The sequence below is a fragment of the Haloplanus rubicundus genome, assembly GCF_003342675.1.
Taxonomy (GTDB): Archaea; Halobacteriota; Halobacteria; order Halobacteriales; family Haloferacaceae; genus Haloplanus; species Haloplanus rubicundus.
The window spans coordinates 1553489-1580214 of the sequence record NZ_CP031148.1; the positions used below are offsets into that span (position 1 = coordinate 1553489).

The 26726-nt window shown below is 66.5% G+C and carries 30 protein-coding genes and 1 tRNA gene; 18 read left to right on the top strand and 13 right to left on the bottom strand.

Annotated features, from left to right (window positions below):
- Nucleotides 1–20: 20 nt before the first annotated feature.
- Nucleotides 21–1073, bottom strand: a complete 1053-nt coding sequence (locus DU484_RS08815; protein WP_114605727.1) for a glycosyltransferase family 4 protein — start codon at nucleotides 1071–1073, stop codon at nucleotides 21–23.
- Between the two features lie 114 nt (nucleotides 1074–1187).
- Here DU484_RS08815 and DU484_RS08820 point away from each other — a divergent pair, with 114 nt between their 5' ends.
- The 3 genes from DU484_RS08820 to DU484_RS08830 all read left to right on the top strand — a co-directional run bounded on the left by DU484_RS08820 (nucleotide 1188) and on the right by DU484_RS08830 (nucleotide 2718).
- Nucleotides 1188–1463 (top strand): ribonuclease P protein component 4, encoded by a 276-nt coding sequence (locus tag DU484_RS08820; protein ID WP_114585662.1) that lies wholly within the window; start codon nucleotides 1188–1190, stop codon nucleotides 1461–1463.
- A gap of 86 nt (nucleotides 1464–1549) precedes the next feature.
- A complete protein-coding gene (locus DU484_RS08825; protein WP_114605728.1) occupies nucleotides 1550–1798 on the top strand; it encodes a YhbY family RNA-binding protein in 249 nt (82 codons plus the stop codon).
- Nucleotides 1795–2718 carry a mechanosensitive ion channel family protein gene (locus DU484_RS08830; protein ID WP_114605729.1) on the top strand — a complete coding sequence of 308 codons (924 nt, stop codon included), beginning with the start codon at nucleotides 1795–1797 and terminating at the stop codon, nucleotides 2716–2718. Before DU484_RS08825 ends, DU484_RS08830 begins: the two co-directional genes overlap by 4 nt.
- Here the strand turns inward: DU484_RS08830 and DU484_RS08835 are convergent.
- Entirely contained in the window at nucleotides 2715–3518 is an 804-nt protein-coding gene (locus tag DU484_RS08835; protein ID WP_114605730.1) for an HD domain-containing protein, read from the bottom strand. The genes DU484_RS08830 and DU484_RS08835 overlap by 4 nt on opposite strands.
- 115 nt (nucleotides 3519–3633) lie before the next feature.
- Entirely contained in the window at nucleotides 3634–4107 is a 474-nt protein-coding gene (locus DU484_RS08840; protein WP_114585666.1) for a redoxin domain-containing protein, read from the bottom strand.
- A gap of 183 nt (nucleotides 4108–4290) precedes the next feature.
- Here DU484_RS08840 and DU484_RS08845 point away from each other — a divergent pair, with 183 nt between their 5' ends.
- Nucleotides 4291–4569 carry a Sec-independent protein translocase subunit TatA/TatB gene (locus tag DU484_RS08845; protein WP_114585667.1) on the top strand — a complete coding sequence of 93 codons (279 nt, stop codon included), beginning with the start codon at nucleotides 4291–4293 and terminating at the stop codon, nucleotides 4567–4569.
- Nucleotides 4570–4647: 78 nt separating this feature from the next.
- Here the strand turns inward: DU484_RS08845 and fmdA (DU484_RS08850) are convergent, their stop codons facing one another.
- Together fmdA (DU484_RS08850) and DU484_RS08855 are read right to left on the bottom strand one after the other, a co-directional pair.
- Nucleotides 4648–5919, bottom strand: coding sequence for a formamidase (fmdA, locus tag DU484_RS08850; RefSeq protein WP_114605731.1), 1272 nt, complete (start codon nucleotides 5917–5919; stop codon nucleotides 4648–4650).
- A 114-nt stretch (nucleotides 5920–6033) separates the two neighbouring features.
- A complete protein-coding gene (locus DU484_RS08855) occupies nucleotides 6034–6558 on the bottom strand; it encodes an AmiS/UreI family transporter (RefSeq protein WP_222844894.1) in 525 nt (174 codons plus the stop codon).
- A 191-nt stretch (nucleotides 6559–6749) separates the two neighbouring features.
- Here DU484_RS08855 and DU484_RS08860 point away from each other — a divergent pair, with 191 nt between their 5' ends.
- Together DU484_RS08860 and crcB are read left to right on the top strand one after the other, a co-directional pair.
- The gene (locus DU484_RS08860) at nucleotides 6750–7139 is read left to right on the top strand and encodes a fluoride efflux transporter FluC (protein WP_114605732.1); all 390 of its coding nucleotides are present in this window, start codon (nucleotides 6750–6752) and stop codon (nucleotides 7137–7139) included.
- Nucleotides 7139–7495, top strand: a complete 357-nt coding sequence (gene crcB / locus DU484_RS08865; RefSeq protein ID WP_114585670.1) for a fluoride efflux transporter CrcB — start codon at nucleotides 7139–7141, stop codon at nucleotides 7493–7495. The genes DU484_RS08860 and crcB overlap by 1 nt, the downstream gene beginning before the upstream one ends.
- Here the strand turns inward: crcB and DU484_RS08870 are convergent.
- Nucleotides 7492–8094, bottom strand: a complete 603-nt coding sequence (locus DU484_RS08870; RefSeq protein ID WP_157969544.1) for a hypothetical protein — start codon at nucleotides 8092–8094, stop codon at nucleotides 7492–7494. The genes crcB and DU484_RS08870 overlap by 4 nt on opposite strands.
- A gap of 119 nt (nucleotides 8095–8213) precedes the next feature.
- Between DU484_RS08870 and fmdA (DU484_RS08875) the strand changes: the two genes are divergently transcribed.
- Nucleotides 8214–9470 carry a formamidase gene (gene fmdA / locus DU484_RS08875; RefSeq protein WP_114585672.1) on the top strand — a complete coding sequence of 419 codons (1257 nt, stop codon included), beginning with the start codon at nucleotides 8214–8216 and terminating at the stop codon, nucleotides 9468–9470.
- A gap of 97 nt (nucleotides 9471–9567) precedes the next feature.
- On the opposite strand, the gene thsA is transcribed toward fmdA (DU484_RS08875), so the two are convergent.
- Entirely contained in the window at nucleotides 9568–11232 is a 1665-nt protein-coding gene (gene thsA / locus DU484_RS08880; RefSeq protein WP_114605734.1) for a thermosome subunit alpha, read from the bottom strand.
- 111 nt (nucleotides 11233–11343) lie between these two features.
- On the bottom strand, nucleotides 11344–11844 hold the full coding sequence (locus DU484_RS20395; protein WP_114585674.1) for a cupredoxin domain-containing protein: 501 nt from the start codon (nucleotides 11842–11844) through the stop codon (nucleotides 11344–11346).
- 175 nt (nucleotides 11845–12019) lie between these two features.
- Between DU484_RS20395 and DU484_RS08890 the strand changes: the two genes are divergently transcribed.
- The 7 genes from DU484_RS08890 to DU484_RS08920 are packed head-to-tail and all read left to right on the top strand — an operon-like array spanning nucleotide 12020 to nucleotide 20591.
- Nucleotides 12020–14965, top strand: a complete 2946-nt coding sequence (locus DU484_RS08890) for a type II/IV secretion system ATPase subunit (RefSeq protein ID WP_316043107.1) — start codon at nucleotides 12020–12022, stop codon at nucleotides 14963–14965.
- Nucleotide 14966: 1 nt separating this feature from the next.
- Nucleotides 14967–16997 carry a type II secretion system F family protein gene (locus DU484_RS08895; protein WP_114585675.1) on the top strand — a complete coding sequence of 677 codons (2031 nt, stop codon included), beginning with the start codon at nucleotides 14967–14969 and terminating at the stop codon, nucleotides 16995–16997.
- On the top strand, nucleotides 16994–17545 hold the full coding sequence (locus tag DU484_RS08900) for a DUF7287 family protein (RefSeq protein ID WP_114585676.1): 552 nt from the start codon (nucleotides 16994–16996) through the stop codon (nucleotides 17543–17545). The genes DU484_RS08895 and DU484_RS08900 overlap by 4 nt, the downstream gene beginning before the upstream one ends.
- Nucleotides 17539–18141: a DUF7288 family protein gene (locus tag DU484_RS08905; protein WP_187347793.1), complete on the top strand. Its 603-nt coding sequence runs from the start codon at nucleotides 17539–17541 to the stop codon at nucleotides 18139–18141. The genes DU484_RS08900 and DU484_RS08905 overlap by 7 nt, the downstream gene beginning before the upstream one ends.
- A complete protein-coding gene (locus tag DU484_RS08910) occupies nucleotides 18129–19370 on the top strand; it encodes a DUF7261 family protein (protein ID WP_114585678.1) in 1242 nt (413 codons plus the stop codon). Before DU484_RS08905 ends, DU484_RS08910 begins: the two co-directional genes overlap by 13 nt.
- The gene (locus DU484_RS08915) at nucleotides 19370–19831 is read left to right on the top strand and encodes a DUF7266 family protein (RefSeq protein WP_114605736.1); all 462 of its coding nucleotides are present in this window, start codon (nucleotides 19370–19372) and stop codon (nucleotides 19829–19831) included. The genes DU484_RS08910 and DU484_RS08915 overlap by 1 nt, the downstream gene beginning before the upstream one ends.
- On the top strand, nucleotides 19824–20591 hold the full coding sequence (locus DU484_RS08920; protein ID WP_114585680.1) for a DUF7289 family protein: 768 nt from the start codon (nucleotides 19824–19826) through the stop codon (nucleotides 20589–20591). Before DU484_RS08915 ends, DU484_RS08920 begins: the two co-directional genes overlap by 8 nt.
- On the opposite strand, the gene DU484_RS08925 is transcribed toward DU484_RS08920, so the two are convergent.
- A complete protein-coding gene (locus DU484_RS08925; protein ID WP_114605737.1) occupies nucleotides 20584–22056 on the bottom strand; it encodes a DUF7289 family protein in 1473 nt (490 codons plus the stop codon). The genes DU484_RS08920 and DU484_RS08925 overlap by 8 nt on opposite strands.
- Nucleotides 22057–22239: 183 nt before the next feature.
- Between DU484_RS08925 and DU484_RS08930 the strand changes: the two genes are divergently transcribed.
- Nucleotides 22240–23634: an FAD-binding oxidoreductase gene (locus DU484_RS08930; protein WP_114605738.1), complete on the top strand. Its 1395-nt coding sequence runs from the start codon at nucleotides 22240–22242 to the stop codon at nucleotides 23632–23634.
- Here the strand turns inward: DU484_RS08930 and DU484_RS08935 are convergent.
- The 3 genes from DU484_RS08935 to DU484_RS19525 all read right to left on the bottom strand — a co-directional run bounded on the left by DU484_RS08935 (nucleotide 23631) and on the right by DU484_RS19525 (nucleotide 25044).
- Nucleotides 23631–24038 carry a DUF7475 family protein gene (locus tag DU484_RS08935; RefSeq protein WP_114585683.1) on the bottom strand — a complete coding sequence of 136 codons (408 nt, stop codon included), beginning with the start codon at nucleotides 24036–24038 and terminating at the stop codon, nucleotides 23631–23633. The genes DU484_RS08930 and DU484_RS08935 overlap by 4 nt on opposite strands.
- A gap of 194 nt (nucleotides 24039–24232) precedes the next feature.
- Nucleotides 24233–24808, bottom strand: a complete 576-nt coding sequence (locus tag DU484_RS08940) for a HalX domain-containing protein (protein ID WP_114585684.1) — start codon at nucleotides 24806–24808, stop codon at nucleotides 24233–24235.
- A 74-nt stretch (nucleotides 24809–24882) separates the two neighbouring features.
- The gene (locus DU484_RS19525; protein ID WP_157969299.1) at nucleotides 24883–25044 is read right to left on the bottom strand and encodes a hypothetical protein; all 162 of its coding nucleotides are present in this window, start codon (nucleotides 25042–25044) and stop codon (nucleotides 24883–24885) included.
- Nucleotides 25045–25208: 164 nt separating this feature from the next.
- Between DU484_RS19525 and DU484_RS08945 the strand changes: the two genes are divergently transcribed.
- Together DU484_RS08945 and DU484_RS19530 are read left to right on the top strand one after the other, a co-directional pair.
- Nucleotides 25209–25430, top strand: coding sequence for a DUF5795 family protein (locus DU484_RS08945; protein ID WP_114605739.1), 222 nt, complete (start codon nucleotides 25209–25211; stop codon nucleotides 25428–25430).
- A 40-nt stretch (nucleotides 25431–25470) separates the two neighbouring features.
- A tRNA-Trp gene (locus DU484_RS19530) sits at nucleotides 25471–25647 on the top strand.
- 136 nt (nucleotides 25648–25783) lie between these two features.
- On the opposite strand, the gene DU484_RS08950 is transcribed toward DU484_RS19530, so the two are convergent.
- On the bottom strand, nucleotides 25784–26311 hold the full coding sequence (locus DU484_RS08950; RefSeq protein WP_187347794.1) for a type IV pilin: 528 nt from the start codon (nucleotides 26309–26311) through the stop codon (nucleotides 25784–25786).
- A 94-nt stretch (nucleotides 26312–26405) separates the two neighbouring features.
- On the opposite strand from DU484_RS08950, the gene DU484_RS08955 reads away from it, so the two are divergent.
- Entirely contained in the window at nucleotides 26406–26651 is a 246-nt protein-coding gene (locus tag DU484_RS08955; RefSeq protein ID WP_114585728.1) for a hypothetical protein, read from the top strand.
- Nucleotides 26652–26726 lie beyond the last annotated feature (75 nt).

The window sequence follows — 26726 nt, forward strand, 5'->3', positions numbered from 1 at the left end:
GGCGATTCGACGAGGAGGGGTTAATCGCTTGTGACTTCGGCGTAGGCGTCGACCAGTTTCTCGCCCACCCGCGAAAGCGAGTGCTCGCTCGCCGTCTCCCGCGCGTTCTCGCCGAGTCGCCGGCGTAGGTCGGGGTCGGCAGCCAGTGAATCCAGCGCGTCGCGGAACTCCTCGTGGGTCGAACACTTCAGGCAGTCGTGACCGTGAGTGTAGAACTCCTCGAAGACGGGGATGTCCCGCAGGACGACGGGCTTCCCGCAGGCCATCGCCTCCAGCACCGCGATGCCCTGATTCTCCGCCTTGGTGGGGAAACAGTAGACGTCGCCGGCGGCGAAGGCGCCGCGCTTGTCGTCGACCCAGCCGGTGAAGGTGACGTTCGCCGGGGGATTCGTCGTCCAGCGACGCACCGTCTCGGAGGCCTGTGGTCCGGTGTCGTAGGGACCGAACCACGCGAATTCGTAGTCGGTGTCCTCGGCGAGCCGACAGAACGTGGTCAGGCCCTTGCGCTCGAAGACGTTGCCGACCGAGAAGACGACGAGTCCGTCGAGATCGAACCGCTCGCGGTACTCCTCACGGAGGTCCGCAAAGCCCGCGAGCGATTCGGTGTCGACGCCGTTGGTGATCGGTCGGATCGGCGCGTCGACGGGGTAGGATTCGAGGGTGCGCTTCGTGTACGCGCTCGGACAGAGCACGAGGTCGGCCTGCGAGTAGAACCAGCGGAGGTAGCGACGGAGCGGGCCGGCGAGGTGGGTGGAGCCCCGGAAGCTCTCGGCGAAGTCCTCGGCGGTGACGTGGGCGTGAAGCACTAGCGGCCGCCCCGTCCGTTTGGCGTGGCGGGCGACGGCGACCGATCCCGGACCGATCACGTTGCAGTGGGCCACGTCGTAGTCGCGGACGGCGCCGCGGCCACGGAGGAGGCTCTCGAGTGCACTGGCCGGCGACCCGCCCGTCCACGGCGACGTGACGACGGAGACGTCCGTCGTCGCCAGCGCGGCGCGTTGCTGGGCGGCGGCGGTGCCGATGCCGCTTCGCTCCAGTTGGCCTTCCAGTTCGAGGTAGTTCAGCACCCGCACGGGCGGCGATTCTCCCCTGGCTCCCTTGACGCTACCGAAACTCTCCACACCGTCGCGGCGTCGGCCGCGACGCGGTGTCGCAAGGCCTTTGCCACCCCGCGGCCCGCTTCGACCATGGGCATCCCCGCGGAGCGCGTCGACCGCCTCGAAGCCCTCGCCCGCGCCGCCGTCAGGGAGGGCAACGAGGAGCGCGCCCGGGAGTACGTCCGCCTCGCCCGCCGCATCGCCGAGCGCAACCGGCTCACCCTCCCGCGGACCTTCCGGCGGTTCACCTGTGACGCCTGCGACGCCTACCTCGTGCCCGGCCGGAACGCCCGCGTCCGACTCCAGAGTGGGCACGTCGTCGTCCGCTGTGACTGCGGCGCGACGGCGCGGTACCCCTACGACTGATCGGTCTGGTTGCGGCCCGCCGGCCGAGCGGCGCACGGTCGGCCTTATTATAAAGTTTCAAACCGATTCGGGCACAGTACCGGGGTATGGATACGCAAGCGCTGCGAAAGCGGGCCCACGACCTCGACGTGACGGTCTGGGTCGGCAAGAGCGGGGTCGGGGCCGTCGTCGACGAACTCGACGATCAGTTGGGGGATCGAGAGCTGGTGAAGGTGAAGTTCCTGCGAGCGGCCCGCGGGGGGACGGACGTGGAGACGCTGGCGGTCGACCTGTCCGACCGCGTCGACGCCGACGTCGTCGAGACGCGCGGCAACACCGCGGTGCTGTACCGATGACGCCGGTCGTCTTACAGAACGGCGCCGGAGCCGAACCGGGTGCCGGGGGTGGCGGCGCCATCGCACGGTTCCTCGCGAACAACGGCGTCCCGTACGCCGAGTCGCTCGGCTCGGCCATCGCGTTCGCCGTCGCTCTGCTCGCCGTCTATCTGGTCGGCCGACTGGTGGTCATCCCGCTTCTCGACCGGGTGATGGACGCGCGTGGACTGGAGGTGCACGCCCGGAAGCCGCTCCGGAAACTCATGCTGGCGATCACCGTCTTCGTCGGCATCGCCGTCGCCTTCGGCTTCGCTGGCTACGGCGACTTCCTGCAGTCGCTCGCCACCGTCGCCGCGGCGGCGACGCTCGCCATCGGTTTCGCGATGCAGAACGTCATCGCCAACTTCGTCGCGGGCATCTTCATCTTCACCGACAAGCCGTTCCGCATCGGGGACTGGATCGAGTGGGACGGCAACTCGGGCATCGTCGAGGACATCAGCTTCCGCGTGACGCGGGTGCGCACCTTCGACAACGAACTGTTGACGGTGCCGAACTCGCAGCTCACCGACGACGTGATCAAGAATCCCGTCGCGAAGAAACAGCTTCGCCTGCAGGTCCCCTTCGGCATCGGCTACGACGACGACATCGAGCGGGCGAACGAGATCATCCTCGAGGAGGCCCACGCCCACCCGGACATCCTCGAGGACCCCGCACCGACGGTCCGACTGACCGAACTCGGCGACTCCTCCGTCGTGCTCAAATCGCGGGTCTGGATCGACGATCCGAGTCGTTCGGACTTCGTCAAGACCCGCGGCGAGTACGTCACCGCGGTGAAAGAGCGCTTCGACGCGGAGGACATCAACATCCCCTACCCGAACCGCACGCTCGGTGGCTCGCTCGACGTCAGCGGCGTCACGGCCGAAACCGTCGTCGACGACTAGAGTTCGATCCGTTCGACCAGCCCGCTCTCCTCTTTCGTGTTGACGGCGACGATGCGGACGTACTCCTCCAGCATCGAGTCCCGCAGTTTCGCCTTCAGCAGGTTGTCGACCTGATAGACGCCGGCCGCGTTCACCATCTCGATTTCGACTAGCACCGGGGTGTCGTCGCCCGACTCCAGCGTCACGTCCCGGATCGCCTGACTCGACAGCGTGTTGATCCCACGGCCGCCCTTCTCGTAGGGGATGCGCGAGCGCCCCCGCTCCATGTCGAGGGCGTCGGCGACGCGGATGACGCCCGCCTCGCGGGTCAGGGGGTCCTCCTCCGTGTGGTGACAGAGGATGGCGTGGAGCGTCTCGGCTTTCATCCGCACCGCTTCACCCGTGTCGTACCACTGCGGGAGGAGTCGGTCGAGGATGTCGGCGGCGAGCGGGATGGAGTAGTAGGCGTGTCCGTCGCGGTGGACGACGTGGCCTACATCGTGGAGGGTGGCCGCGAGCGCGACGACGACCGGTTCGTCGGCCTCGTCGAGGCCCTGGTCCGCGGCGCCGTTGAACGACACGCCGGCGCGTTTCAGGAGTTCGTACAGCCGGAGCGCCCGGTTCCGGACGATGCTGATGTGTTTCGGCCCGTGGTCGTTGTACCCTTTCCGCGTGACGGCGTTGACGTTCTGGGCCTCCAGATACGTCGTCACCTCGGGGTCGTCGAGGAGGGCCGACAGGACGTCGTTCAGTCTCTCGTCGGGGTACGGGTGGTCGGCGTCGGGGTCGTACTTGCGTCCGTCGGCATCGTCGCTGTTCATGCGGACGTTTCGCCGGCCGGCGAAAAAAGCGCGCTGGCTCGTACGGGTCCTTGCCAGTCAGTACCGAGCGGGTCCGGCGACTCCCCGGTACACAGTTAAGTTACAACGATCCGTCTCAGGCCGCGTCGACCGTCGCCTCGTGGACTTCCTCGTAGTCCGGCTCCTGTTTCGGGTTGTCGCCGACCCACGCGTACGTGACCGTCCCGTCGCCGTCGACGACGAAGACGGCTCGCTTGGCGACGCGGATGTCGCGTGGCTCCCACCGGTCGACCACGTCGTAGGCTTCGATCAGTTCGCGGCGCTCGTCGCTGAGGAGGCCGAAGTTCAGGTCGTGTTCGTCGCGGAACTCGTTGAGCGTGTACGGCAAGTCGACGCTGACGCCGTACACCGTTCCACCGACGTCCTCGAAGTTCGCCAGTCGGTCGCGGAACGTACACATCTCGGTCGTGCAGGTGTTGGTGAACGCCGCCGGGAAGAAGGCGAGCACGATTGGCGCCTCGTCGAGGCGGTCCGAGAGGGTGAACGTCTCGACGCCGCCGTTCGCGAGCGGCACGGTGAAATCCGGAGCGTCGTCGCCGATGTCGACCATGGGCGTCGTACGAGGGAGAACGGTCTTACGCCTGTTGATATCGGCGCGTTTGGCACCGTTTGCCCGCGAATCGCACGTGCGCCGTCCCACGACGGCCACTGTCCCGGCCGGTGCCAGCGACGTTCTGCGGCGTCGCGAACAGCAAAAAGCCTATAATTGCGAACAGGCTAGCAGGAGGTAGTGATGTACGACCCAATCGTTCCACTGTTCCCCGGGTTGCCCGGCGGGCCGGAGTTGCTCATCGTCCTCTTCGTCCTCGTCTTGCTGTTCGGGGCGAACAAAATCCCGAAGCTGGCTCGCTCGACCGGGCAGGCCATGGGTGAGTTCAAACGCGGGCGCGAAGAGATCGAGGAGGAGCTGCAGGAGGGCGCGGAGGAGTCCTCGTCCGAGACGTCGACCGCGGAGACGACGGAGACGTCGACCGCCGACACCTCGACCGCCGAAACCGAGAAAACCAGCTAAGCGCCGGTCTCCCGGACGATTCCCTCTCCCTCTCGCTTTCACCGCCGAGACGCGTCGCCGGCGTGACCGACCGGGCCGCTACTCGAGCGGCCGGTCGGTGACGACGAGGTCACCGCGGTCCCTCGCGTTGCCGAGGCTCCCCGGCGAGATGTCGAACTCGAAGGCGCCGGTCGGGAGCGCGAGCGTCGAACAGGCGTTGGGCACGTCGACGACGCCGCTCTGTCGGCCCTCGATTGGCACCGTGCCGAGGATATGTAGCGCCTGCTGGCCCGTGTAGCCGAACTGCTTGAGGTAGTCGATAGCTTGGAGGCAGGCCCGCCGGTAGGCGGTGTGGGAGTCGATGTACTTCTGCTCGCCGTCCTCGGTGACGGAGTAGCCACAGAAGGTGACGTAGTCCTCGAAGTTGGGGCCGCGGTGGCCGGGTTCGAAGATGGGGTGGGTGACGCCGTGGTCTTCCATCCCGTTTTTCACCACCTCGAATTTGAGGTCGATGTAGGCGGCCATCTCGATGGCGCCACAGAAGGTGACCTCGCCGTCGCCCTGCGAGGCGTGGAAGTCGCCGACGCCGAACTTGGCGCCGTCGACGTAGACGGGGAAGTAGACGGTCGAGCCGATGGAGAGGTCCTTGATGTCGTGGTTGCCGCCGTGTTCGCGGGGCGGGACGGTTCGGGCCGCTTCCTTCGCGGCTTCCTCGGCCTCGTCGGGGTCCATCTCACCCATCTGGGCGCCCTCGGTCGTCGGCGGGTTCGCGACGCCCGGTTCCTTCTCCGCGGTCGGGTGGTTGGGGATGGACGTGGGGTCGTCCTCGAACTTGTCGATGAGTTCCTGTTCGCGGGCGTTCCACTCCTCGAGGAGTTCCTGACTGGGCGCACAGCCCGCGAGTCCGGGGTGAATCTTCCCCTCGTAGCGCACGTCCGGAATGTGGCGCGAGGAGACGGTGTAGCCGTCGAGGTCCCAGATGGACTTCGCGGCGTGCGGGAAGTGATCGGTGAGGAAGCCGCCGCCGTTTTTTTGCGAGAAGGTGCCGGTGAACCCGAACTCCGAGCGTTCGTTGAGCGGTCCCATGTCGAGGAACTCGACTTTCAGCAGGTCGCCGGGTTCGGCTCCTTCCACGTGTACCGGCCCCGCGAGGTAGTGGACCTGCGAGAGGTCGACGTCCCTGACCTCGTTCGGGTCGTCGTTGTCGGTGATCTGACCGCCGGTCCAGTCCAGCGCCTCGAGGCGGACGGACTCGCCTGGTTCCACGTCGACGACGGCCGGGATATCCGGATGCCAGCGGTTGAACGGGTTCGCTCCCGGCTGTTCGTCCGGCGGGCTGTCGACGTCGACTTCGAATTTTACTTCGGGCATTGATACCAGTCCACGAGGATATGTTATTCAGATATACTTAATACTATTGTAACAAATCAGACTGACATGTTACTGTATTCAGCCACGAGGAAGAGAACGAAACGGGCCGTCGGGTCAGGCCCACGGCCAGAAGCCGGCGGCCATCAGGTAACCGCCGATGGCGGTGACGGCGCCGGTGATGGCGGTAAAGGAGCCGACCGGGTTGGTGAGGTCGTCGCGTTCGAGCGCCAACAGGACGAAGAAGGCGGCCCAGAGCACCGCCCACAGGAGCCACAGTCCGGTCAATCCCACGTCGCCGCTGAGGAAGACGAGATACGCCGTCGGGAGGGCGGTGACGGCGACGAATCCGCAGTACCAGCCGAACGAGCGCTGATCGTCGACGCCGCGGATGGCGTTCGCTCCGATCCAGAGATAGGTGAACGAAAACAGCATGGTGCCGGCGGCGTTGAACGCGGTTCCCTCCGAGGCGTCGCCGCCGAACGCCCACCAGAGGACGATGAGAAACGTGATCAGCCCCACGAGGAAGTTGAAGATGGCGACGTCCCTGTTCGATCCGTAGCCGAGGAGCCACATCCCGTTGACGAAGAGAACGCCACCGACGAACAGCAGTCCCATCCCGAGGACACCGTACAGCGTCATGATTCTCCCCGCGATGGACGATGGCTGTCGTAGTCTACGCTAGTTAGTACCATGACACGTCTACAAACGACGAACCCCGACTTATAATTTACTTATAATTAACTATCCTGAATTTCATTATAAACCACATTTCTCTCGGCGACGATTCGACGGGGGTGATTAATACGGACCGTCCCGCAGTTCGGGTCGTCATGGAGCGGACGACGGCGTCGCGACTGCGGACGTTCGAACTCGTCGCCCTCGTCGCAGTCGGTGGCTTCGCCGGGGCGAACCTCCGGCACGCCTTCTCGCTCGCACTTCCCGGCCTCGCCGGCACCTTCGCGGCGAACGTCCTCGGCTGTCTCGCGCTCGGCTTTCTGGTCTACGAGGCCGAACTCCACGGCGTGCTCAGCGAGGAGACGAGTGTCGTCCTCGGCACCGGCTTTCTCTCCTCGTTTACCACGTACAGCACGTTCGCACTGGAAGTCGTCCAGTCGGCACCGGCCGTCGGTCTCGGGTACGTGATCGCGAGTTACGCCGCCGGTTTCGCCGCCGTCCTCGCTGGCCGACGCGTCGCGAGGGCACTCGGGGGTGGTGAGTGATGGTCGACCCCGCGTATCTCGTCGGCGCCGGCGCCGCCATCGGCGCCGTGCTCCGGTTCGCGACCGGCCGCTACGTCGGCGGCGTCGCGGGCGACCGGCCGTTCCCCTACGGAACCTTCACCGTCAACGTCGTCGGGTCGTTCGTCCTCGCGCTCGTAACCTTCCTCGGGGCCGGCGAGGACGTCCTCCTGTTCGTCGGGACCGGTGCCTGTGGGTCCTACACGACCTTCTCCTCCTTCTCGGTCGACACCGTTCGACTGTGGGAGACGGGCGAGCGCCGTCTCGCCGTCTGGTACGCCAGCGCGAACCTGCTCGGCGCGCTCGTCGGCATCGGTGCCGCCGCCCTCCTCGTTTAGTCGGTGTCGAGATACAGGTGAAAGACCAGCTCCGCGTCCTCGTGGTCGCCTTCCACGACGGTCGATCCGGCCTTCGACCACGAGCGGTCCGCGATCAAGCGGTCCGCGAGTCGCTGTGCCGCGGCGGCGTTCGTCCCGGGCGTCGTCACGGCGACGCCCTCGCCGTCCGCGGCGGCCTTGACGACCCGGTCGGCGGCCGCGTCCATCGACTCTCCGACGCCCAGTTCGACGACGGTGTAGCCGTCGTCGTCGACGACGACCGTCTCGGACTCCTCGTCCGGTGCCGTGAGCGCCGCGAGCACCTGACGACGGACCGTCTCCACGTCCGCCGCAGCCGCGTCGGCTAACGCCCTCGCGGCGTCGTTCGGGAGGTCAGTCACCCGGTACGCCGACCCGTCGGCCGTGACGACGCCGGCGTCGACGAGCCACGCGAGCGACGCGTCCGGCTCCGCCGTCGTCGAGACGAGTTCGTGCTGCCCGCGTTCCACGAGCTGCCGAGCGAGTTCGTCCGATTCGAAGGGCCGGTCCCGAAAGACGGACCAGAGCGTCGTGTAAAGGTCGATTCGATCCTCCAGCGCCCCCGATTCTTCGGTGGTCATGGCCGTCGCGACGCGCCTCCGCGACCGGTCCACGCGCGCTTCGTCCCTTCTCCCAACATGATCACCAGTTGAATACATAGTAATATTAATGTTTCTGAAACACAATATCGTCACGGCCTATGCCAGAGACAGTGTTCGAGGTAGACACCGACGCACCCCCCGACGAACAGCCCGACCCCATCGTCAACCGGTGGCATCCGGACACGCCGCCCGCCGCGAGCGTCGAACCCGGCGAGAAGTTCCGCGTGGAGTGTCTCGACTGGACCGGCGGGCAGGTGGTCAACGACGACAGCGCCAACGACATCCGGGACATGAAGCTGGCGCCGAACCACCACCTGAGTGGCCCCATCGAGGTGCAGGGAGCGGAGCCGGGCGACATCCTCGTCGTCGACATCCTCGACATCGGCGCCTTCCCGGACCACGAGTGGGGTTTCACCGGCATCTTCGAGCTGGACAACGGCGGCGGCTTCCTCACCGACCACTTCCCCGAGGCGCGCAAGGCCATCTGGGAACTCGACGGCGTCTACACCCGTTCGCGCCACGTCCCCGGCGTCGACTTCGCCGGACTGACCCACCCCGGCATCCTCGGGACGGCCCCGTCACACGAACTGCTGGAGGAGTGGAACCGTCGAGAGCAGAAGCTCATCGACGACGGGCCGGACGTCGAGACGGCCGTCAACCACGAGACTCGCGAGGAACAACCCCCGCTCGCGCTCCCGCCCGAACCCGAAGACGCCATGCTCGGATCGATGGAGGGCGAGGAACTGGAGGAGGCGAGCCAGAAGGCCGCCCGAACCATCCCGCCCCGGGAGAACGCAGGCAACTGCGACATCAAGAACCTCAGCCGCGGCTCCCGCGTCTACCTCCCCGTCTTCGTCGAGGGGGCGAACTTCATCACCGGCGACATTCACTTCTCGCAGGGTGACGGCGAGATTACCTTCTGTGGCGCCATCGAGATGGCGGGTTGGATCGACTTCCGGGTCGACCTGATCAAAGGGGGGCAGGAACGGTTCGGCCTCGACCACGCCATCTTCAAGCCGGGCAACGTCGAACCCCAGTTCACCGAGTACATCACTTTCGAGGGCTACTCCGTCGACGAGGACGGTACCCAGCACTACAAGAACGCCAACGTCGGCATGCGCCGGGCGTGTCTCGACGCCATCCACTACTTGGAGAATTTCGGCTACACCGGCGAGCAGGCGTACTTCGCGCTCAGCACCATCCCCGTCGAGAGCCGCATCGCCGGCATCGTCGACCTGCCGAACACCTGCGTCACGGTGTCGTTGCCACAGGAGGCCTTCGACTTCACCATCGACCCGGACGACCTGGGCGACGTGGAGAGCCAGTCCCGTGGCACGGCCGCCAAGCCGTCCTGATCGCGACCGCTTCTTTTCGTACTGTCGGCTGTAACTGTTTCAAGATATTCGCCACCCCGGGGTGGCGAATATCTTGATTGACTTACAGCCGTCAGTATCAGTGACCGATCGCCCACGGGTAGCCGCCCGGATCGCTCCGGACGCCGCCGTGGCCGTGATCGTGATCGTGGTCGTGGTCGTGCTCTTCGCCGCCTCGCGTCCCTCGCGTCCGGATCACGTCGTCGACCCGGAGGACGAGCGTCGCCGCGTCCGTCGCGTTGGCGACGACGCGGTCCTTGAGTCGGACCGGCTCGACGACGCCGCGGGCCATCACGTCCGTGACGGTCCCAGTGTCGCCGTCGACGCCGACCGACCGCTCGCCGTCGGCGTGGCGCCGTCGGAGTTCGAGCAGGCTGTCGACGGGGTCCATGCCCGCGTTCCGCGCCAGCGAGACGGGCACGGTTTCGAGCGCGTCGGCGAACGCGTCGACGGCGAGCGCCCGCCGGTCGTCGACGCCGCGGCCGAACGTCCGGACCGCCAGCGCGAGCTCCGTCTCCGTTGCGCCACCGCCCGGAACCAGCCCGGGACGGGCGTCGAGGGTCTCCAGCAGTGCGATGCCGTCGCTCACGATGCGTTCGGTCTCGTCCACGACGTGTTCGGGACTCCCCCGGAGCAGTACCGACACCTGCCGCGACGACGCCTCCCGGACGACGACGAACGATCCCTTCCCGAGGCGCACCCGTTCCAGTTCGTCGGCGCGTCCGACCGCCGACGGGTCGAGCGCGTCGAGACGCATCACCGGCCTCGCGCCCGTCGCCCGGCTCAGCTTGTGCACCTCGTCCTGTCGAGTGCGCTCGAAGGCGAGGATACCCGCCTTGGCGAGGCGGGCACGGAGGCCATCGTCGATCGACTTCTGACAGAAGCACACGTCGACGCCGTGACTCCGAAGCGTCTCGACGTAGCGCCGGTACTCGTCGCGCTCGTGATCCCGGGCGCGCCGGAGGCCGTCGGGACTGTCGACGCTGTATCGTGACACCGAATCGGGCGACTGGATCGTGAGTTCGTCGTCGAGGAGGGCGATCCGTACGTCGGTCAGCCGGCGCGGCACGTCGGCGGCAATCGAGGAGAGGCTCGTCGAGGACGTGTCGGTGTCGATGACCAGTCCGTCGAGGAGCTCGGAATCCGTCGTCGCTTCCCCGGCGGCGCCGTGGACGGTGATGGCGGACAGGTCCGCATCGTCGCCGCCGGCGCGAGCGGCGCGGTACGCCCGCGTCGACAGATCGGCGAGAAACGCCGTCCGGCGCTCGTCCCACCGTCCGGTGACCGCGGTCGAGACCACGGCACGGTGGTCCACCTCGCCGTCGGGCGCCGACGCCAGGTCGTCGAGGAGTGACCGGGCGTGGCCCGCCGCGTCGGCGTAGCCCGCGATCACCGTCGTCGGGTGGAGACCGTCGTCGAGGAGCGTCTCGGCCTCGGCCAGCAACGTCCCCGCGAGGACGATGGCGGCCGTCGAGCCGTCACCGAGTTCACCGCGCTGGGCCCGGGCGACACCCGCGAGGAGCCGCGCGGCCGGCGAGTCGAGGGAGAGCCGGTCGACGATGCTCGCCCCGTCGTTGGTCACGATCACCGTCCCATCGTCGACGAGCATCTTGTCGCGACCGTTCGGCCCGAGCGTCGTCCGCAGTAGCTCCGACAGTGCGGTTCCGGCAGCGATGTTTCGCTCCCGCGCGTCGTCCCCCGTCGTTCGTCCGTCGACAGCCGCGACCCCGTGTATTCCATTCATACGACTGACACTCGTTGGTGAGGAACGTTCGGTTCGTTGATAAATGTACGCGTGGATCGTGCCGGATGGGGGTGGACCTGCCGACGCGACGGCGGAAAAGGAACTGGCCGGTTACTGCGGCTCGCAGGGCAGCATCTCTTGGTCGTAGTCCTGATCGCCGACCACGACGGCCGCACAGCCGCCGATGTGCCCGAAGTCGTACGAACACTTGTACTCGTAGACACCGGATTCGGGGAAGTAGTGGCTGACCGGCTCGCTGCTGATGTCCTCGTTCATCTCCCAGTCCGAGGCGATATCCGGGTTCCACGCGGTTCGGCCGCTCTCCGAACTGGACGGCGACATCGACGTGACGCTGTGGGAGCCGATGCCCTCGTACACCCACTCGACGACGGTCCCCGGTTCGACCTCCGCCACCATCGGGACGAACGTCTTGTTCTCGACGGTGATGGTCTGTGTCGGGGCGTCCTCCGGTGGCCCGGACGGCGTCGGCGTCGGCGTCGGCGTCGGCGTCGCCGTCGGTTCGGGCGTGTCCGTCTCGGTCGCCGTCGCCTCGCCACCACCGCCGTCACCGCCGCCGGAGCCACCAGCACAACCCGCGAGTGAGCCAACCATACCGGCAGCGGCCGCGACGATCTTCCTGCGACTAAATGTCATGGTTCGGTCGTGGCGTCCGGTATGGGATACCCCTTCAAAAAACGTTCGAGATTGTCACAGCTACGTCGTTCCAATTATCATCCGTCTAGATCGGCCACCAGAGTTTATATCTGCGACAATCTTGAATCGTGCAATGGCTATCGACGACGCCGAGAACTCCGGTTCCGAGGGGTTCGACGGCGCGGCCGCCGTCGGTTGGGACGACGCGGTCGATCCGGCGGCACTCTCCGACTCGCTCGCCGCCGGGAAGGCGGCAGCGACCCGGCTCGACGCCGCCGTCTCGCGGGTGCAGGACGGCGCGCCGCCGGTCGTCAAGGGACTCTGGACGTGGGAGGATTACAAGCGGGAGTTCCACTACGACGCGGACGGCACTCCACCGACGGACGGGCAGGGGGAGGCGGTTCCGTTCGATCCCAGCGACACCCTCGGGTTCGACCCCGAGAAGACCGAGAACGTCCTCTCGTTCGGCGAGAATCTCGCCGCGGAGCTCGACACCGTCGTCGACGAGCGGACGGTCGACGTGGACGAGGCCCTCGACGAGGACGCCTTCTTCGAGACGGAGTTCGGCGCCACGACCGTCACCAACCGGTACGACCTGGAGAAGACGGTGCCGATGGAGAAGAAGCTCCACTTCCGGGAGATCGACCGCTACTGGGTGAACAAACCCTACGCCTACGTCGTCATCTTCCAGTCCCGCAAGGAAAACGAGAAGAAATACTACGTGGTCCAACCTCACACGACGCCCATCGAGGACGACCTGCTCGAATTTCTGCGGGCCAAACTCCAGAACGCGATCAAATACGCCGACGTCGAGGTTGCGGGCGGTCTCGACGAGCGCGAACGGGTGATCAAAGACGAGACGTACGCGCTGCTGGAACGGTACGACCTCTACTCGAAGACGTCGGGGAGCGGCTTGCTCGACACCATCGCCACCCAACTCGGCGTCGAGAGCGCCGACGGGACGGCCGGACGGCTCCTCTCCCGTCTCGGCTGGCGGCCGGCGCCAGACGTCGACGAGGAGCTGTCGGGACTCAGCGTCCGCCCCGAACCCGCGCTGGTCGAGGAGGACGCCGATCACCTCTCGGAGTACCAGGTCGAGAAACTGCTCTACTTCCTCAAGCGGGACTTCATCGGCTACGAGCGCATCGACGGCATCAAACACGACATCAACGTCGAGGACATCTCGTGTGACGGCTACCACTCCCCCGTCTTCGTCTACCACAGCGACTACGAACAGATCATCTCGAACATCTACCACGGCGACGACGAACTCGACGATTTCGTCGTCAAACTCGCCCAGCGATCGGGCAAGGGGATCAGCAAGCGACGGCCACAGGTCGACGCCACCCTCCCCGACGGCTCCCGCGCCCAGCTCACCCTCGGCAAGGAAGTCTCCGACCACGGCACCAACTACACCATCCGGCAGTTCAAGGACGTTCCCTTCACCCCCGTCGACCTCATCAACTGGAAGACGTTCTCGCTGGAGGAGATGGCCTACCTGTGGCTCGCCATCGAGAACAACAAGTCGCTCATCTTCGCCGGCGGGACCGCGTCCGGGAAGACGACCAGCCTGAACGCCGTCTCCCTGTTCATTCCCTCGAACTCCAAAATCGTCTCCATCGAGGACACCCGCGAGGTGGAACTGCCCCAGCGCAACTGGGTCGCCTCCGTGACTCGACCCTCCTTCTCCGACGACGAACAGGGCGACGTGGACGAGTTCGACCTGCTGGAGGCCGCACTCCGCCAGCGGCCCGAGTACATCGTCATGGGCGAGATTCGAGGCGAGGAGGGCCGCACCCTCTTCCAGGTCATGTCCACCGGGCACACCACGCTGACGACGTTCCACGCCGACAGCGTGGGCGAGGTGCTCAAGCGGTTCACCACGGAGCCGATCAACGTCTCGAAGACGATGTTCTCGGCGCTCGACCTGGTGTCGATCCAGACCCAGACCAGGGTGGGCGGCCGGAAGGTTCGCCGGAACAAGAACCTCACCGAGATCAACTTCTACGACGCGGAAAACGACGAGATAAACGTCCAAGACGTCTACCAATGGCAGGCCGAGACCGACGAGTTCCTCCGGATGAGCAACTCGAACACGTTGGACGAGATTCGGTTCGACCGCGGGTGGACTCGTGGGACCCTTGAAGAAGAGTTGTTCAAGCGCGAGGCCGTCCTCGCCTACCTCATCGAGAACGGTCTCAACACGTACACGCAGGTCGCCGCCACCGTCCAGGCCTTTATCAACGACGAGGAGACCATCCTCGCGCTGATGGCGAACGACCAGCTCGAACGCAGCCTGGAAGACCTCCGCGAGATGGAGTCGGTCCTCATCGACATCGATCCGGAGAAGGAGGCGATGGTGCCCCGTCCCGATCCGAACGAGGCGGGACTGGAGCTGTGTGCGGACATCCTCGACCGGGCCGAGACGGAACTGTTCGAGGAGTATCGCGGCGAGGCGGTGCCGGGCATCGACGCGGCGCTCACGGACGTGGACACCGCCGCGGACGTGACCGCCTCGCCCTCTACGCCGCCCTCGTCGGCCGAGGCCGGCGGCGAGGGTGGACCGGAATTCGACGACGCGGGCGCCGACGCCGACGGGGGCGACGACGCCGCGGGAACGGTCGACCTCGACGAGTCACCGTTCGACGCGGAGTCGGACACCGGAAACGACCCCACGGCCGGCGCGTCGTCCGGCGACGACGGGTTCGACATCTCCTTCGACGACGGGCCGACCGACGAGTCGGGCGCCGACGTCGACCTCGACTGGGGGTCGTCCACGTCCGGCGCCGACGCGGCCGAAGAGCCGGCGGACGAGCCGTTCGCCGATGCGGCCGAGGAGCCGGCGGACGAGTCGTTCGCCGACGCGGCCGAAGAGCCGGCGGACGGGGACGGCTCGCCCGACGTGGACGAGGCGTCGACCGACGAGGCGAACGAAGCATCGCCCGACGACTCGCTCGACGACGGCGAGACGAACGAAGCGTCGACCGACGACTCGCTCGACGACGGCGACGACGAGTCGGCCGCCGACATGGACGAGTGGGGCTTCGGCGACGTGACCGACGCGGACGAGGAGGAGTGACGTGAGCCTCGACACCGGCCGTGGACTGAACGGCGGCGTCGACAGCCTCGGCGACCTGTTTTACCCCCTCTACCGACGGCTGTTCGACGGCGACGGCGACTTCGTCGGCGAGGTGGAGACGAAACTCGTCCAGGCTCGGATGGCGACGACGGTCGAACTCTACCTCTCGCGGGCGCTCGCCGTCGGCGTGCTCCTCGGCGGCGTGTTGTGGGCGCTCGGCACGCTCGTCGGCTACAGCCTCTTCGCGTTCGGCCTCGTCTCCCCCGAACTGTTCTCGACGGGGGCGCGCATTCCCAACGAGGCGGTCGTCGCGTTCATCGACCTGATCAAGGTGCCCGCCGCTATCGCCATCATCGGCCTCGTCATGGGTTCGTTCGGCTTCGTCACGGGCTTCGGCACGTTGATCGCCATCCCCTACTCGCGGGCGTCGTCGCGGGAACGCGAGATCAACATGCTCCTCTCCGACTCCATCTCCTTCATGTACGCCCTGTCGGTCGGGGGGCTCAACCAGTTGGAGATTCTGGAGGCGATGGCGAAAGCCGACGACACGTACGGCGAGGTGGCCTACGAGTTCCAGAGCATCGTCCAGGAGACGGAGTATTTCGGCACCGACTACCGCAACGCCATCCAGCAACAGGCCATCGAGACGCCGAGCGACGACCTCTCGCAGTTCCTGACGGATATGCTCTCTATCGTCAACTCCGGCGGGAACATGCAGGCGTTTCTCTCCGACAAGAAGGACAAACACATGCGGACCGCCAAACAGCAACAGGAAGTCACGCTCGACACCCTCGAACTGTTCGGCGAGATGTACATGACGCTCTCGCTGTTCCCGCTCCTCTTGATCATCATCCTCGTCATCATGAGTATGCTGGGGGAGGCCCAGTCGTTCATGCTGTACGCGACGGTGTACGGTCTCATCCCGATCACCGGCGCGATGTTTCTGGTGCTCGTTTCGACGGTGAAACAGGACGAACCGGGCGACGGCTACCTCGACCCGTCGGACGATGGCGGCCGCGGCGCCGAGACGACCCGTGGCGGCCTCTTTCACCTCGGGCTGATCGAGAGCTACGTCGGCGAGTTCGGCATCTTCGACCGCATCAAATCCCGCGAAGGGGCGTTCCGGACGAAACAGCTCCTGCGGCAGCCACACGTCTTCTTCCGCGACAACCCACTGTTCACGCTGGTGTTGACCGTTCCGGCAGCGCTGGTGCTGGTCGCGTTCACCGCCGTCAGCGGTGCGGCGCCGACGACGTGGGCCGGCATGGTGCAGGCACCCGTCTGGGGGACGTTCGTGTGGATCTACGTCCCGCTCTACCTGACGCTCGTCCCCCTCGGCGTCTTCCACGAGTGGAACGTCCGGTCGCGGGCGGCCATCACGGGGAAGCTGTCCGACAACCTCCGCAAACTGTCGAGCGCGAACGACACGGGACAGACGCTGCTGGAGTCGGTGAACACCGTCGCCGAGACGTCGTCCGGGAAGCTGGCCGACGAGTTCGACGTGCTCTACGCGAAGGTGAACTACGGCATGAGTCTGCGGACGGCGCTGGTCGAGTTCAACAACAAGTACCACATCCCGCGGCTGGCCCGGACGGTCAAGCTCATCAGCAAGGCCCAGGAGGCGTCGAGTCAGATCACGCAAGTCCTGACCACGGCCGCCCAGGCCAGCGAGAACCAGGACGACATCGAACGCGAGCGACGGTCGCGCACCCGGATGCAGGTGGCGATCATCCTGATGACCTACCTCACGCTGCTGGGCGTGATGGCGATTCTGAAGACGCAGTTCCTCGACGTGATGGCGGGGCTGACCGAGCAGGCGGGCAGCAGCGGCGGGGGCGGCGGGTCCTCGCAGTTCGGCGGCGGCATCGACACCCAGCTGCTCTCTTTGCTCTTCTTCCACGCCGTCACCCTACAGGCCATCCTCTCGGGGGTCATCAGCGGCTACATCCGGACCGCGAAGCTGATGGCCGGCGTCAAGTTCGTGGTGATCCTGCAGACCATCGCGTTGGCCGTGTGGCTGGTGGTTGGATGATCGAGGGTGGCCGTCACCGCAACCGCGCCCAGACCACGATCGACTTCGCCATCGGGACGAGCGTCTTCCTCGTCACCGTCGCCTTCGTCGTCGCGTTCGTCCCCGGCATCTTCCAGCCGTTCGCGGACGGTCCTCAGGAGGAGCTCGCGGGTATCGACCGCGTCGCGGACACGGTGGTCTACGACCTCCTCGACGACGGCGACGGCGACGGCGGCGCGACCCTCGACCGCCGCTGTACGATTGCCTTTTTCGACGCCGACGACACCGACACCGGCTGTGCCTTCGACGACGCCGCTCCCTTCGCCGAGCAGGTGGGCCTCTCCGCGGGCCACCACGCCAACGTGACCGTCGTCGGCGCCGACGACGGCACCGCGAACCCCGTCTGCTCCGACGGCACGCGGGTGTACGTGAGCGACACCGACGACTGTTCGAGTGGGTTCACGCTCGATGCGGGCGACTCCCTTCCCCCCGACGGCGCGTCGGTGATCGGGCGACGGGTCGTCTACGTCGACGGAACCACCGCCACCGTCGTCGTCAGGATGTGGTAACCGTGCGCGCACAGGCTCACACGCTGGAGGCAATCGCCGCGGGCATCGTCGTCCTCGCGAGCGTCGTCTTCGCCCTGCAGGTGACGGCCGTCACCCCGCTGTCGGCGAGTACGGCCAGCCAGCACATCGAGAACCAACAGCAGGCGTCGGCCGCGGGCGTCCTCGACGCGGCCCGGGAGAACGGGGCGCTCGACGCCGCCGTCACCTACTGGGACGAGACGAACGGGACGCTCCACGGCACCTCAGGCGGCGGGTACACGACCGACGCCGAAGTCGAACGGACGACGCTCGGCCGGATGCTCCTCGACACCTTCGAGGCGCGCGGCGTCGCCTTCAACGTCTACTTCACGTACACCGCGGACACGGGGTCGTTCGCACGCCAGCGGTTCATCTACCGCGGCGAGCCGAGCGACAACGCGGCCACGGCGGCGACGACGGTGATGCTCTACGACGACGACCCGCTCTACGACGCGAACGAGACGCCGACCGACACGACGGTCAACGAGTCGACCACCTACGACGCCCTGATCCCGCCGGAGTCGTCGACGGGGCTGTACAACGTCGTCCGCGTGGAGGTGGTGGTGTGGCGGATGTGACCGGGGAGCGGAGCCGCGCACAGCTGCTCCTCGTGGGCGCGCTCGCGCTCGCCGTCATCTTCCTCTCGCTGAGCCTCCTGCTCAACTCGGTCATCTACACGGAGAACCTGGCGACGCGCCAGACCCACGCCGACGTCGAGAAAGCCGAGACGTTCCGGGCGTCCGTCGTCGACGGCCTCGGCGGCGCCGTCGAATACGCCAACCGGCGGAACGTGACTGGCTTCGCCGACCGTCGCGACGCGTATCGCGCGGCGACCGACGACTGGATCCCGACGCTCGCGAACTACTCCGCGACCGACGGGCTGGCGGGGGACGTGGACCGCGCGGGCGTCCAGCAGGGGACCCGTATCGTCGACGCGAACGCGAGCACCGGCATCGTCGACCGGAACGGCGACGGCGACTGGACGATGGCCACCGACTCGTCGGTTCGGCGCTTCCGGCTGAACGTCACGCTCTCGTCCGTCGACTCGCCCGACGACACGACCATCACTATCGACGACGGCACCGCACAGGACGTGGTCGTCGAGGACGACGGGAGCGGGCCGCAGGTCCGCGTCGTGGGCCGGGGCACCTGTGAACTGACGCGCGGGCACGTCGATATCGGCGCCGGCCGGGTCGACGGCGACTACTGCCCGCCGCTGGCCGACGCCCGCCCGACGGGGACCGTCGACGTGTCGGTGTCGAACGGCGATGGCATCGACGCCACCTACTCGTTCGTCGTCGACCGCCACTCGGAGGGGTTCCGGACCGCCGTCGACACGGCCAACTTCCCGGGGCAGTGTACGCCCCCGTCGCCGCCGACGTACGCGACGACGGTCGGCGACGACCCGTACACGACGCCGGCCATCTACGCCGCGACGGCGCGAATCGGGGTCGCGACACAGGACCTCGACTACCGGCGGACGGTCCGGGCGGCGCCCGACGAGGCGGGCGAGCCGGCCACCGGACCCACCTTCACGACGTTCAACGTCACGCAGTCGGGGAACGATTTCGACGTCGGCTGGCAAACCAGCGATCCGAACGCCGACGTCGACTCCGTCGACCTTCGGGTCACCTACGTGACCAACGGGACGGTCTACGCCGACTCGTCCGGCCTGTCGCCGAACGGGTCGGCGTCGTTCAAGGACGTGCCGAGTGGGCTGGCGTACTACGTCAACGGCACGGTGACCGACGGGACGTCGGACCGCCGCGTCAGCGAGATTCACGACACGGGGGCGTGTCCGCCGTGATGCGCCGCGACCGCCGCGCCACGTCGACGGCGCTCGGCTACGTCCTGTCGCTCGGCATCGCCGCCGTCCTCGTCTCCGGCCTGCTCGTCGCCGGCGGCGGCCTGATGGAGGATCAGCGCGACCAGTCCGCGCGGATCGAACTGCAGGTGATCGGACAGACCGTCGCCGACGACCTGGCGAGCGCCGGCCGCCTCTCGGACTGTGATTCCTGTGACGTCCGGCTCCGGATCGACGTACCCTCGCGCGTCGCCAGCGAATCGTATCTGATCGACGTGGTCGAGGTGGACGGCACCGCCCCTTCGTACCGGTACCGCCTCGCGCTGACGACCGGGCGGTCGAACGTGGCGATCAACGTCACGGTTCGGACGAGCGTCCCGGTCGTGGAGACGTCCGTCACTGGCGGGACGATGATCGCCGAGTACGACCCCGCGGCGGGTACCCTGGAGGTGCGGAATGACTGACGAACGCGCCGTCAGCGACGTGTTGAGTTTCGTCCTCGTGTTCTCGCTGATCACGGCGTCGGTCGGGCTAGTCACGGTCGTCGGCCTCGGGAGCCTGCAGGACGCCCGCAACGCGGAACGGATCGACAACGGCGAGCGGGCGTTCGAGGTGCTCGCGGACAACCAGCGAGACATCGCCCACGGCGGCGCACCGTCGCGGGCGACGGAGATCAAACTCGCGGAGACCACGCTGACGCTCGGGGAGTCCTCCGACACCAACGTCTCGCTGTCGGACGGGACGACCGTTGGAACCACGGAGTCCCGGTCGATCACGCTAGGTACGTCGGGCGACGGCAACGACCTCTCGCGGGGTGTCGTCTACGAACTCGGTGCCGTCTTCCGCGTCGACCGCGGTGGCGCCGCGATGCGTCGCGCGCCCCCGTTCCAGTTCGGCGAGAACCGGACGGTGATCCACTACGTGACCCTCGAATCCGTGACTGGGGCCGTCCAGCGTCGCTCCGGGTCGACGACCGTGCTCGTCCGGAGCGTCCGGGGCAGTACCGCCGTAGTTTCACACACCCAGCCGTCGAACGCGGTGACCGTCGTCGTCGAAACTACGCCGCGCCGCGCGGAAGCCTGGAAACGCTACTTCGAGGCGCAACTGGAGGGGATGCCCGGCGCGACCTGTGACTCGCTCGACGGCTCCGGAACCGTCTCCTGTTCGTTCGAGACCGACAACCTCCACGTCGCACAGACGACGATCAGGGTTCGGATCAATTGACCTGTGCGGTCACGTTGTGTTTCGTGATGTGGAGATAGGTGACGACCTTGCCGCTCCCGTCGTAGTAGATGTAGCCCGAGGAGCCGGATTCGCCGATTCCAGCGTTGTTACCGTCGGCGACGATCAGGTCGAAGCCGGGCCCTATCTTCGCGAAGTAATGTCGGGTGAGCAAGGTCAGGTCCTCGTCGTCCCCGCTGGTGTAGGTGACGCCCGGGTCGGGCGGGTGATCGTCGAATTTCGCGTCGCTCGCGAGCGTCTTCGATCCCGACTTGAAGTGGACGTTGTCGTTTTTCACCTTCTCGTAGTTCAGATCGGCCGTCCCGTTCGGCGGGGTGAGGTCGACGTCGACCCATATCTCGTCGCCGTCGGCCGGCTTGCCGTTCACCTCGCCACACTCGGTCTCGAGGTAGTCGTCGCTGTACCAGCCGTGGTGGGTGTCGCCGCCGTCGTCGCTGTAGTACAAGGAGAGCGCCACGTCCTCGTTACAGTCGTTGACGCCGTTGCCGCCGACGTGAATCTCGAACTGCCGTTGGCCCTGCTGGGCGTAGAGCGACCAGTCGAGGTTCGCGAAAGAGGACTCTTCGGTGTCCTGCGGACGGACGGTAAACGAGAAGTCCTGTAGCGAGTGGCCGCTGTCCATCCCGCGGACGGTGATACCCTGCGTCTCCGGCGGCATCTGGAAGTCGCCGAGCGTCCCGATGCTGATGAGTTCGACCGCGACGGTGTTCGAACTCGGATAAGAGACGTTGCCGTCGGTCCGCGTGCTGAAGTACGACCCCCACGCATCCGCGTACTCGCTGTCGATGATGACTTCGACCGTCCCGTTCTCGACCGGGTTCGAGTAGTTGGCGCCGTTGGGGTAGGTCGCCTCGTCGGGATACACCGGCGTCCCCTGACCGGGCGACCGCGCGCTCACCGTCGCCTTCCCGGTCGCGCTCCCCGAGCCCTCGATGCGGACGAGCGGGAAGGTGAGCGTCCCGCGGCGGTAGTGGAACTCGGGTGGCGAGACCATCTGCGCCGACCCGTCTTCGTACGACCGCCAGACACCGCCGCCCTGATACGCGATGGACGCTCCGTCGCTCCGGTAGACGATGGCGCCGAGCGACGTGTTCGGAACCAGCGTCGCGTCGTTGGAGCCGTCGTAGTTCCGGTGGACGATGCGGATGGTCCCCGCGTCCGGATCGACGGTGTACCCGCCGCTCGTCGTGGGGAGGTCGACACTCTGGGTCTCGGAATCGCCGAGCGCCACGGTCGAGAGTCGGGAGTCGAGCAGCGTCATCCCGTTCTCCGCCCGGTCGAGTTCGGACCGAGACTGCACGTCGCCGATGGCGGCCGATCCGAACGCGACGACGACCGTCGTCGAAGCGAGGACGAGGCCGAGGACGAGCACCACGCCGATCGGTTCGGCCTGCGCAGTTCGGTCGCGCACGAACCGGTACAGCCGGGGGACGCGTGACCGAGCCATTGAGGTTGGGAGGGCATCGATGCATAAAAGCGAACTGGCCGATTATCGGCGATGAGATTCGAACTATCGACTTTCGGGCGCGTTCGTGGCCGTATCGGCCGAGCGATTTCACGGGCGATATCGTCGTCCCGTGGTCGCCCGTCGAGCAACAAGTCTATACTCGCGCCCACGCTGGGTCGAAGCATGCACCACGATACCACGTTCGTCGACGACCTGGGACTCGACCCGGACCAGATTTCGGTGGCCGACGCCGACCGCGAGCAGCGCTCCCACGACTGGGGGACGGCGCGCGAGGACGGCGTCCGCCCCGACGTGGTCGTCTGGCCGGAGTCAACGGCGGACGTGGCGTCGATCATGCGGGCGGCGACCGAACACGGCGTCCCCGTCACGCCCTACGCCGCGGGCACGAGCCTGGAGGGCAACGCCGTCCCGATCCACGGCGGGATCACGCTCGACATGACGCGGATGGACGCCGTGTTGGACGTCCGCCCGGACGACCTGCAGGTGGACGTCCAGCCGGGCATCCTCGGCGACGACGTGAACGAGGCGGTGGCGAAACACGGGCTCTTCCTCCCCGCGCTCCCCTCTTCCGGCGCCATCTCGACCATCGGCGGCATGCTCGCCAACGACGCCAGCGGGATGAAGACCGTAAAATACGGCGAGGTGAGCGACTGGGTGCTGGGGATGGAGGTCGTCCTCCCGACGGGCGAGGTGATCACGACCGGAAGCCGCGCGGTCAAGACGTCGAGTGGCTACGACCTCGGCGACATCATCGTCGGCAGCGAGGGCACCCTCGGGGTCATCACCCGGGTGACGATCAAGTTGGCCGGGCGACCCGCGCAGGTTCGGGGCGGGCGCGCCCACTTCGAGACGCTCGACGACGCCGCCAACGCCGTCTTCGACGCCGTCCGCTCGGGCGTCGACGTGGCGAAAATCGAACTCATCGACCGCCTGAGCGCCGCGATGTCGAACGCGCATCTCGACACCGACCTCCCCGACGTGCCGATGGTGTTCGTCGAGTTCCACGCCAACCACGGCATCGAGGAGGAGATCGACTTCTGCCGGTCGGTGTTCGAAGCCCACAACGTGACGAGTTTCGAGGTGGCCGAGAACGACCGCGGGATGGACGAACTGTGGGCGGCGCGCCGGGAACTCGCCGAGGCCCTCGAACCGTACGAGAAGCACCTCTCGCCGCTCACACCCGGCGACGTGACCGTCCCCATCAGCGAGTATCCGGGCATCATCCGCTACGCGAAGGAACTGGCCGAAGCGGAGGACTTCCTAATCCCCTGCTTCGGCCACGCCGGCGACGGTAACCTCCACTACGCGGTGATGGTGGACAAAGACGACCCGGACCACGTCGCCCGTGGGAAGGAGGTGTCCCGCAAAATCGTCGAGCGCGCCATCGAACTCGGCGGCACGTCGACCGGCGAGCACGGCATCGGCCTCGGCAAGCAGGACTACCTCGTCGCCGAACACGGCGAGGCCGCGGTGGACGCCATGCGCTCGATCAAGAAGGCGCTCGATCCGGCGGGGATCATGAACCCCGGCAAGGTGTTCGACGGCCCGGACACCTAGGCGTCGGTGCTCGTGTAGAGATACGCGGCGACGACGGCGAACAGGCCCTCTACGGCTTTGGAGACGACGGCCATCGTGTTCAGACTCCCCTGTCGGTAGAAGGCGTCGACGCCGAAGCCCTGGAACGCGAAGAAGGCGAGCACCGTCACGAGGGCGTAGCCGGCGGCGACGAGGTAGAGTTCACGGCGCCAGTACCGGGTCAGGTAGACGAGGATGCCACCGACGAACCCGGCCCCGTTGAGGCCAAAGAGGATGGCGAGGGTCTGACTGAAGCCGATCACCTGCGGCGCCAGGAAGAGGTGGATCACCCCCGTCACCGCCGCGAGTAGGATCGCCACGTAGCCCATCGGGTTCTCCGGGAGGCTCAGCAGGGTATCGCTCGCTTGCGTGTTGCTCACGCTCATCGCCCATCATCTCCCGGTTCGGGCGGCCAGTGAGTCGACTGTCGAGTCGCGGGTCGGTCGAGGACGGGTGACGGCGGGAGGGTCGTACACGGGTCGGTTCGTACCATACAGTGGGTTGTCAACGTCCCGAAACAAATGCCGATTGGTACGTCTCTCGAAACGCGGTGGCGGATCGGCCGATAGCAGCACCGTCGTCACAGGTCGATCCGGTCGAAGTCGTAGAAGACGGCCTCGAAGTCCTCCTCGTTCATGTCCGCCTCGAGCTGTTCGACCCGCTCGCGAGTTCGCTCTAGCTCCGCTTTGAGTTGCTGGTACTCATCGCTGTCGGCCAGTTCGTCCGGCTCCTTGTGGGATTCGAGCGCAGCAAGTTTCGAAACCGCCGAGAACAGCTCCGAGAGCTGTCGGTCGTACGCGTCGCGTTCGAGCAGTCCCCGGACGAGTCGCTGGATGTCCGCCCGGAACAGTGGTTTGACGACGTAGTCGTCGAAGCCCATACTGAGAACGTCGAAGTCGGGTTCGACTGCGGTCACCATCGCCACCCGGCAGTCGAGGCCGCGCTCCCGGATCGATTCCAGCACCTCGTCGCCCGAGAGCCCGGGCATCAGTCGGTCGAGCAACACCACGTCGGTGTCGTCGTCGACCAGCTCCAGCGCCGTCTCCCCATCCGTCGCCACCTCGACGTCGTACTCCTCCGAAAGCCACTCGGCGAACAGTTCGGCCAGTTCGGTTTCGTCCTCGACGACGAGGATGTGGGGTGGTGACGAGGTCATGACTGCGCCGAGTCGATCCGGCTATCGACATCCCACGAGTGGCAGAAAAATAGTTCTGCCGACTCCCCCGGCCGTCAGGACTCCGTCACTGATCGACGTTCGAGTGTAAGCGTTCCACAGACCGGACAGAGATAGTGGTCGTCGTCGAACGTCGACTCACACCGCGAACAGACGTACTCGGAGCCCCGTTCCGGTCCCAGCGGCAACATCCCGTCGTAGCTGTACGGCGCAGTCACCGGTTCTCCACCCCATCACCGTGTCGGCCGCGTACGCCACCGTGCATGGTTATCTATCCGTACCGGTCCATACCGTTCCATAGTATCAAAATCTACCGGTCGTCACCCCCGACGGAGCGGCGTCGTACACAGAGCTTACTTGTCTCCACACCCACCGTCACATCATGACGAACCGCGTCGTGCAGGGTCGGATGGTGACCGCCGAACGCCTGGCCGAACTGATCGAGGGCGACCCGCCCATGGAGGCCGACGCCATCGAGGACGCCGACCGCCAGTGTCCGGACTGCGACGGCGACGTCCTCGCCGTCGCGTATATGCCCTCCGTCACGGAACTGATCACGGGCTACAAATGCCAGGAGTGCGACTGGTCGGCCACCGACCGATAACCGAAATCCCTTTACCGCCCTTCGGATAAGGAGTTGTCGAGGGGTCGTGGCCAAGCCCGGCATGGCGACTGACTCCAGAGGCAACGCCCGGTGACGACACTCCAGACTGATATACCGAGCGCGCGACTGATCATCGCCGCGCGACGACGACCCTCTGGAGTACCGAGGCGTAACCGGAGATATCAGTCGATCGGGGGTTCAAATCCCTCCGACCCCATTTCCTGCCGCGAACGACTCCGTGAGCGGCAGAAGCAGCTTGCTGCGACCGTGGTTCAGAATCCCTTCGACACCATTTCCTCACGGCGAACCACCGGTGGGCAGCAGTCCCGTACCGAGCCAGATTCGACCCCATTTCAGACCCTGAACTCCGCGATCAGGTAGGCGTCGTCGCCCGTCACCGTCCCGGGATCGTCACCCTGCACCGGCTCGGTGTTCCAGTAAATCTCGATCGTCACGCCGTCGGCCGACCCCTTGGGGTCGAGATACACCGTCTCGCTGGCTTCCCACTGCGCACCGATACTGACCTGTGGGTCGCCGGCCGCGGTTTCGGCGAAGTTCTCCCGGGCGCTGGCGTCCCCGTCGTCCGCGGCCATGGCGCTCCCGGGCGGCCCTCCGATATCCAATGGTTTCGAGCCGGCCACGTAGAGTTGGTCGGTGGCCACGGCGTCGCCGGCGTCGAGGGTGACCGCCACCGTCCGCTCGTCCCCGTCGGGGACCGTCGTGTGTGAGACGCTGATCTGTGGGGCGGGCGGGGGCACGTCCGTCTCGTTCGTGAGGACGAACCCGGACACCGTCGTGGCGAGTACGACGACGAGTGCGACGAGCAACGTCACCGCGATGACCGGTGCGACGCTCCGGTCCTCGGCGGAACACCGAAACACACCGTCGATTGTGTATGTGCGAAGACAAAATTGTACCGACCGAACGGCTTCGACCGGTCGCACCGCTTTTGCGTCCGGGTGCCGGATACGCCGTATGGCGTCACCCGACACGGCTGGCCCCGCCGACCGGCCGTCCACGACGGACCGAGGGTCGTCCCCGTTTCTGAGCTGGTACCACCACGCCCTCGCGCTCGCTTACAGCGTCAGCGCCGCTGTCTCCGCGGAATCGATGCCGCTCGGACAGTTGGGTCTCTACTTCGTCGGCTCCCTCGTCGGCGCCTACGTCGTCGTCGTCGTCCTGACCGTTGGCTGGCGACGGCTCGTCCCACGACTGTTGTGAACACGGGTATTGGTCACACACCACAATCGTCGAACTACCCCTTCGACAATATATTGCCACGAACACGCAGATTTT

Excerpts from the sequence above, each read along its gene's own strand:
- DU484_RS08820 (WP_114585662.1), top strand. The coding sequence starts at position 1,188 with ATGGGCATCCCCGCGGAGCGCGTCGACCGCCTCGAAGCCCTCGCCCGC.
- DU484_RS08825 (WP_114605728.1), top strand. The coding sequence starts at position 1,550 with ATGGATACGCAAGCGCTGCGAAAGCGGGCCCACGACCTCGACGTGACG.
- DU484_RS08830 (WP_114605729.1), top strand. The coding sequence starts at position 1,795 with ATGACGCCGGTCGTCTTACAGAACGGCGCCGGAGCCGAACCGGGTGCC.
- DU484_RS08835 (WP_114605730.1), bottom strand. The coding sequence starts at position 3,518 with ATGAACAGCGACGATGCCGACGGACGCAAGTACGACCCCGACGCCGAC.
- DU484_RS08840 (WP_114585666.1), bottom strand. The coding sequence starts at position 4,107 with ATGGTCGACATCGGCGACGACGCTCCGGATTTCACCGTGCCGCTCGCG.
- DU484_RS08845 (WP_114585667.1), top strand. The coding sequence starts at position 4,291 with ATGTACGACCCAATCGTTCCACTGTTCCCCGGGTTGCCCGGCGGGCCG.
- fmdA (WP_114605731.1), bottom strand. The coding sequence starts at position 5,919 with ATGCCCGAAGTAAAATTCGAAGTCGACGTCGACAGCCCGCCGGACGAA.
- DU484_RS08855 (WP_222844894.1), bottom strand. The coding sequence starts at position 6,558 with ATGACGCTGTACGGTGTCCTCGGGATGGGACTGCTGTTCGTCGGTGGC.
- DU484_RS08860 (WP_114605732.1), top strand. The coding sequence starts at position 6,750 with ATGGAGCGGACGACGGCGTCGCGACTGCGGACGTTCGAACTCGTCGCC.
- crcB (WP_114585670.1), top strand. The coding sequence starts at position 7,139 with ATGGTCGACCCCGCGTATCTCGTCGGCGCCGGCGCCGCCATCGGCGCC.
- DU484_RS08870 (WP_157969544.1), bottom strand. The coding sequence starts at position 8,094 with ATGACCACCGAAGAATCGGGGGCGCTGGAGGATCGAATCGACCTTTAC.
- fmdA (WP_114585672.1), top strand. The coding sequence starts at position 8,214 with ATGCCAGAGACAGTGTTCGAGGTAGACACCGACGCACCCCCCGACGAA.
- thsA (WP_114605734.1), bottom strand. The coding sequence starts at position 11,232 with ATGAATGGAATACACGGGGTCGCGGCTGTCGACGGACGAACGACGGGG.
- DU484_RS20395 (WP_114585674.1), bottom strand. The coding sequence starts at position 11,844 with ATGGTTGGCTCACTCGCGGGTTGTGCTGGTGGCTCCGGCGGCGGTGAC.
- DU484_RS08890 (WP_316043107.1), top strand. The coding sequence starts at position 12,020 with ATGGCTATCGACGACGCCGAGAACTCCGGTTCCGAGGGGTTCGACGGC.
- DU484_RS08900 (WP_114585676.1), top strand. The coding sequence starts at position 16,994 with ATGATCGAGGGTGGCCGTCACCGCAACCGCGCCCAGACCACGATCGAC.
- DU484_RS08915 (WP_114605736.1), top strand. The coding sequence starts at position 19,370 with ATGCGCCGCGACCGCCGCGCCACGTCGACGGCGCTCGGCTACGTCCTG.
- DU484_RS08920 (WP_114585680.1), top strand. The coding sequence starts at position 19,824 with ATGACTGACGAACGCGCCGTCAGCGACGTGTTGAGTTTCGTCCTCGTG.
- DU484_RS08925 (WP_114605737.1), bottom strand. The coding sequence starts at position 22,056 with ATGGCTCGGTCACGCGTCCCCCGGCTGTACCGGTTCGTGCGCGACCGA.
- DU484_RS08930 (WP_114605738.1), top strand. The coding sequence starts at position 22,240 with ATGCACCACGATACCACGTTCGTCGACGACCTGGGACTCGACCCGGAC.
- DU484_RS08935 (WP_114585683.1), bottom strand. The coding sequence starts at position 24,038 with ATGAGCGTGAGCAACACGCAAGCGAGCGATACCCTGCTGAGCCTCCCG.
- DU484_RS08940 (WP_114585684.1), bottom strand. The coding sequence starts at position 24,808 with ATGACCTCGTCACCACCCCACATCCTCGTCGTCGAGGACGAAACCGAA.
- DU484_RS08945 (WP_114605739.1), top strand. The coding sequence starts at position 25,209 with ATGACGAACCGCGTCGTGCAGGGTCGGATGGTGACCGCCGAACGCCTG.
- DU484_RS08955 (WP_114585728.1), top strand. The coding sequence starts at position 26,406 with ATGGCGTCACCCGACACGGCTGGCCCCGCCGACCGGCCGTCCACGACG.